The sequence below is a fragment of the Pedobacter sp. HMWF019 genome, assembly GCF_003061025.1.
GTDB lineage: Bacteria > Bacteroidota > Bacteroidia > Sphingobacteriales > Sphingobacteriaceae > Pedobacter.
In genome coordinates, this window is sequence record NZ_QAIL01000541.1 from 1 (window position 1) to 5139 (window position 5139).

Annotated in this window: 7 protein-coding genes; 3 read left to right on the forward strand and 4 right to left on the reverse strand. The window is 42.0% G+C overall.

Annotation, left to right across the window (positions count from 1 at the left end; all coding sequences use genetic code 11):
• Positions 1–155: 155 nt before the first annotated feature.
• Positions 156–845, forward strand: coding sequence for a hypothetical protein (locus tag DBR11_RS26650; RefSeq protein WP_108555600.1), 690 nt, complete (start codon positions 156–158; stop codon positions 843–845).
• 2 nt (positions 846–847) lie between these two features.
• Here DBR11_RS26650 and DBR11_RS26655 read toward each other — a convergent pair whose 3' ends face one another.
• Genes DBR11_RS26655 through trmB form a run of 4 tightly spaced genes read right to left on the reverse strand, consistent with a single transcriptional unit; the run spans position 848 to position 2759 of the window.
• Positions 848–1408 (reverse strand): DNA-3-methyladenine glycosylase I, encoded by a 561-nt coding sequence (locus DBR11_RS26655; protein ID WP_108555601.1) that lies wholly within the window; start codon positions 1406–1408, stop codon positions 848–850.
• A gap of 6 nt (positions 1409–1414) precedes the next feature.
• Entirely contained in the window at positions 1415–1756 is a 342-nt protein-coding gene (locus DBR11_RS26660) for a carboxymuconolactone decarboxylase family protein (RefSeq protein ID WP_108555602.1), read from the reverse strand.
• A gap of 17 nt (positions 1757–1773) precedes the next feature.
• Positions 1774–2109, reverse strand: a complete 336-nt coding sequence (locus tag DBR11_RS26665; RefSeq protein WP_108555603.1) for an MGMT family protein — start codon at positions 2107–2109, stop codon at positions 1774–1776.
• Complete coding sequence (gene trmB / locus DBR11_RS26670) at positions 2109–2759, reverse strand: tRNA (guanosine(46)-N7)-methyltransferase TrmB (RefSeq protein ID WP_108555604.1); 651 nt, start codon at positions 2757–2759, stop codon at positions 2109–2111. The genes DBR11_RS26665 and trmB overlap by 1 nt, the downstream gene beginning before the upstream one ends.
• A gap of 102 nt (positions 2760–2861) precedes the next feature.
• On the opposite strand from trmB, the gene DBR11_RS26675 reads away from it, so the two are divergent.
• Together DBR11_RS26675 and DBR11_RS26680 are read left to right on the forward strand one after the other, a co-directional pair.
• A complete protein-coding gene (locus DBR11_RS26675) occupies positions 2862–3791 on the forward strand; it encodes a GDP-L-fucose synthase (protein WP_108555605.1) in 930 nt (309 codons plus the stop codon).
• A gap of 115 nt (positions 3792–3906) precedes the next feature.
• The gene (locus tag DBR11_RS26680; RefSeq protein ID WP_108555606.1) at positions 3907–4839 is read left to right on the forward strand and encodes a hydrogen peroxide-inducible genes activator; all 933 of its coding nucleotides are present in this window, start codon (positions 3907–3909) and stop codon (positions 4837–4839) included.
• Positions 4840–5139 lie beyond the last annotated feature (300 nt).

Here is a 5139-nt window from a genome sequence, read left to right on the forward strand (position 1 = left end):
GCTATCAAGAGCTTATTGTTGTTAATCGGCCTAAAATTTGCCTTAATTCAAGCCTACTCCATCAAAGTTAACAATAGGGATGCAAACTGAGCTTATATTATTTATTTTTGTTTATATAACAAATACAACACAAATTACGTTAGCTGAATAAAGTCATGAAGTCAATTAAATTATCTATACTGTTTTTCCTGCTGCTGGGTATTACAGCAAGTGTATCTGCGCAGGACGCGGTTATCATATCAGAAGGCAATTTTGTAAGAGGAACGGTTCAGGGTACCAACAATGCGGTAGTAAGGATCAAACTGGATGACGGATCGATAGCCGAATACAAAGCCAAAGACGTGCAGGAGTTTTTATGGAATGGGAACACCTATGTGAGCAAGCCAATTGTTATCCGGAACAACATGGAAACCCGCTTCTTTAAAGTTGAAGAGCTTGGAGCAGTGAATCTGTATTCCATCAGCAGCAGTAATACGATGGCGGCCCCCCCTAGAAAACGGTCACGCATAACGCCTTCTGTAGGTGTTGGAGTGGGTACAGGCACCTACGGAAGTGGGGTAGGCTTTGGAGGAGGAATTTCTATTGACCTCAGCAAACACCGTGAGGATGATTATGTCCAACCTGTCGGCCGCGATTTTTATTATTTGGAAAAACCAGGTACAGGCCCAATGATCGTTGTTCCTATAAATAGTAACGCTGACGATAAAACCGATCAGATCAGAGCTGCTCTAATTCAGAAACTGGGCGATGACCAGGACCTTGTCGGACGGATCAATCAAACAGAAGATTTTGACATCCAAGGCGTAAAAGCGTATATCAACGCCTATAATACAGCACACAAATAAGCTTAACGACTGATACAGTCTGCAAGATGGTCATTGACCATTCCTGTGGCCTGCATGTGTGCATAGCAAATCGTTGTACCAAAGAACTTAAAACCTCTTTTTTTCATGTCTTTGCTAATGGCATCCGAGATCTCTGTGCGTGCAGGTACATCGCTAAGTGATTTCACCTCATTTAGGATAGGTTTTCTATTGGGCAAAAAGCCCCAGATATAATTAGAAAAGGACCCAAATTCTTTCTGAATACCCATAAACAAGCGCGCATTGGTAATGGCGGCATTCACTTTTAAGCGGTTGCGGATGATCCCTTCATCCTGCATCAGTCGCTCCGCGTCTGTCTCATTAAAAGCCGCAACTTTAGCCACATCAAAACCGGCAAAAGCTTCCCTATAACCTTCTCTACGCCTCAAAATGGTGATCCAGCTCAGGCCTGCCTGTGCGCCCTCAAGAATCAGAAATTCAAATAAGACCTGGTCATCGTACACCGGCTTTCCCCATTCTTCATCGTGATATTTTTGATATAAAGGGTCAGTTCCGCACCAACCACATCTGATTACTTCTTTCATCCCCTGTTAAAGACTAAGTTCATCCCAATATTCAACTGCCCTGCGATAATGAGGGATGACAATAGATCCCCCCACCAGATTGGCAATCATAAAAACTTCGTTGATCTCTGCATTGGAAACACCTTCATCGTAACACTTCTCCAGGTGATATTTAATACAGTCATCACAACGCAAAACCATCGAAGCCACCAAACCCAGCATTTCTTTCGTTTTTACATCTAAAGCACCTTCCGCATAAGTGGTGGTATCCAGCGCAAAGAAACGCTTAATATTTGTGTTTGCGGTTTCCATAATCCTATCGTTCATTTTAGAACGATAGTCGTTAAATTCTTCTACTAGCTTTCCCATTGTTAAGGGTTTCTGAATTATAAAATATCTATTTCTGTCAGTGGATTCCAAAACACGGTTTTGAAATTCTGGACTTTATCATTTTTAACAACAATGCCCTCTCTTTCGAGCAGCTCTACCATACGTTCTGGTGGATTAAAATGGAATTTTCCGGTCAACAAGCCGCTGCTGTTCACCACCCTATGTGCAGGAATAGAAGGTTGTGCCTGATCTGCATGCCTCATCGCATAGCCCACCATACGGGAAGAACCGCCTGCACCAAGACTTTTGGCTATCGCCCCGTAAGATGTCACTCTTCCTTTAGGAATCAGCCTCACCACTTCAAAAACCTGTTCATAGAAATTCTGGTCCATCAGACTAATGCAAATTGTATATAATTGATGTTTTTATCGCGTTTCAAATAAATGCGCTCATAATGGGTCTTGATCGATAAAACCTCATCATAAAACTCCGATTGATACAGATGATCTGTCTTTTTGTAGCAAGGCAAGCCAAGTTCTTCAACCTTTTCTACTGTATATTGGTACAGACCATCGTTATCCGTTTTCAGATTCACCTTACCACCAGGTTTAAGAAAAGCCTTGTATTTGTTCAGAAAACCGGGAAAGGTCAATCTTTTCTTTTCCCTGCTCTCCTGCGGCTGCGGATCGGGGAAGGTAATCCAGATCTCATCCACTTCGTTTTCAGCAAAATATTCTATGATATCTTCAATCTGTATCCTTAAAAAAGCCAGATTCTTAATTCCTTCATCCACTCCGGTTCTTGCACCACGCCAAATCCGGTTTCCTTTCAGGTCAATTCCGATGAAGTTTTTCTCCGGGAAAAGCCTGGCCAGGCCTACGGAATATTCGCCTTTACCACAGGCCAGCTCCAGCACCAAAGGATTTTCATTATTAAAGTGCTGACGGGCCCATCTTCCCTTCAACTCTTTTCCGGCTTCCAACTGATACACATTATCAAACGTGTCTATCTCAGCAAACTTTCTTAATTTATCTTTACCCACTACTTAAATTATTTTATACAAACTTAGATAAAATACAATTAATTCCATGCCCTGTGCAGCATGCTTTCAAATTCGTACTTTTGTATCCTTAAATTCGTACAATTGGAAAAGCACTCAAAAATATATGTTGCCGGTCACCGTGGGATGGTAGGCTCTGCGATCCTCAGGAAGTTAGAAAAAGAAGGCTACAGCAATCTCATCACCAGAACATCTTCTGAACTGGATCTTCGCGACCAGCAAGCAGTAACCGCTTTTTTTGAAAAAGAAAAGCCGGAATATGTATTTCTTGCCGCAGCCAAAGTAGGCGGTATCATAGCCAACAATACCTACCGCGCCGACTTTTTATATGAAAATCTGTGCATTCAAAACAATGTCATTCACCAAGCTTACAAAACAGGCGCCAAAAAACTGATGTTCCTGGGCTCCAGTTGCATCTATCCAAAACTCGCTCCTCAGCCCCTAAAAGAAGAATATTTACTGACCGGCCTGCTGGAAGAAACCAATGAACCTTATGCAATTGCCAAAATTGCAGGTATTAAAATGTGCGATGCTTACCGTGCACAATACAACTGCAATTTCATCTCTGTGATGCCGACCAATTTATACGGCTATAACGACAATTACCATCCACAAAATTCACATGTACTACCTGCGCTGATCCGCAAATTCCATGAAGCAAAAATAAATGGAACTAGCGAAGTTATTGTCTGGGGTTCGGGCGCTCCTATGCGGGAATTTCTTTTTGCTGATGATCTGGCCGACGCCTGCTATTTTCTGATGCAAACCTATAATGAAAACCACCTGATCAATATTGGCACAGGGAAAGACCTGACCATAAAAGATCTCGCTTTACTGATCAAAAATGTGGTTGGGTTTGAGGGAACTTTAACCTTTGACAGCAGCAAACCGGATGGTACACCCCGCAAATTAATGGACGTATCCAAGTTGCACAGCTTAGGCTGGAAACACCAGGTAGAATTGGAGGAAGGCATCCATCTTGCCTATAAGGATTTCTTAAATAAACACATTTAATTTCTTTGGCCTGATTCTCAACATCCTGAAGTCAATTTCAAGACAAAAGTCCTCAGACCCCCTCGTTCTATAGTTAGAATTGATATCTTTGTTAAAATAGATCAATTCTAACTATATGACCTTAGTACAGCTCGAATATATTGTTGCCGTAGATACTTACCGAAGCTTTGTGGGTGCAGCCGAAAAATGTTTTGTAACTCAGCCTACATTGAGCATGCAGGTACAAAAACTGGAAGAGATGCTGAATGTTAAAATATTTGACAGAAGTAAACAACCAGTCATCCCTACAGAAATTGGCGCTCAGATTATAGAACAAGCCCGGGTGGTTCTTCAGGAAAGTCATAAGATCCGGGAAATCATCAACAGCCAGCAACAGGACGTTGTTGGTGAACTGAAAGTGGGAATCATCCCCACCGTCGCCCCATATCTGCTTCCACAAGTGATTGCTGCGATGATGGAAAAATATCCCGGCTTAAAGCTACTGATCTGGGAATACACCACAGAAGACATTATCCATCATTTAAAAACAGGAGTTTTAGACTGCGGACTGCTGGCTACACCGCTTGCGGATGAAGCCATCCTGGAAGATCCATTGTATTACGAAAACTTTGTGACCTATATCAGCAAGAACAGCAAATTATTCAAAAAGAAAGCCATAGAGGCAGAAGACCTGGAATCCGAAAACATCTGGCTGCTGAACGAAGGACACTGTATGCGCTCCCAGGTTTTAAATATTTGCCGTTCTACCAAAGAGAACCGCCTGCAAGGCCTAACCTATAATACCGGAAGTGTAGAAACACTGATCAGAATGGTAGACATGAACAATGGCGCTACTTTATTACCTGAACTGGCCTTAACAGAACTGACCAATAAACAACTCACTAAGGTAAGATCTTTCAAATCGCCCGAACCAGTTAGGGAAATTAGTCTGGCCACCCATAAAAACTTCATCAAAAAAAGAATGCTGAATGCATTTAAAGAAGAAATCCTGGCCGTGATTCCTAAATCGATGAAACAAAAAAAGAAAAAAGACGTCATCGGATTATAACCGCAAGCGGACTAACTCTTACCGCGTATAATCCGCACCATACCCGGTCACCACCCTTCTCTGCAATTTGCTAAGGAAAATTCTTGTACGCAGCGGAAAGACCTCAGAGATCTGCGGGCTTCTTCAGCCCGCCTGATATCGTTACTCTTGAAGCAGCTGTACAGAATTTTCCAAAAAATTCACCCCCTCTCTCCCAGAAAATGTATTTTTACCCATTAACGTAATTATTTTTTACACAAAATGGAAGAGATTAATTGGAGCGATTTTGAAAAAGTAGAACTTAGAGCCGGTACCATACTA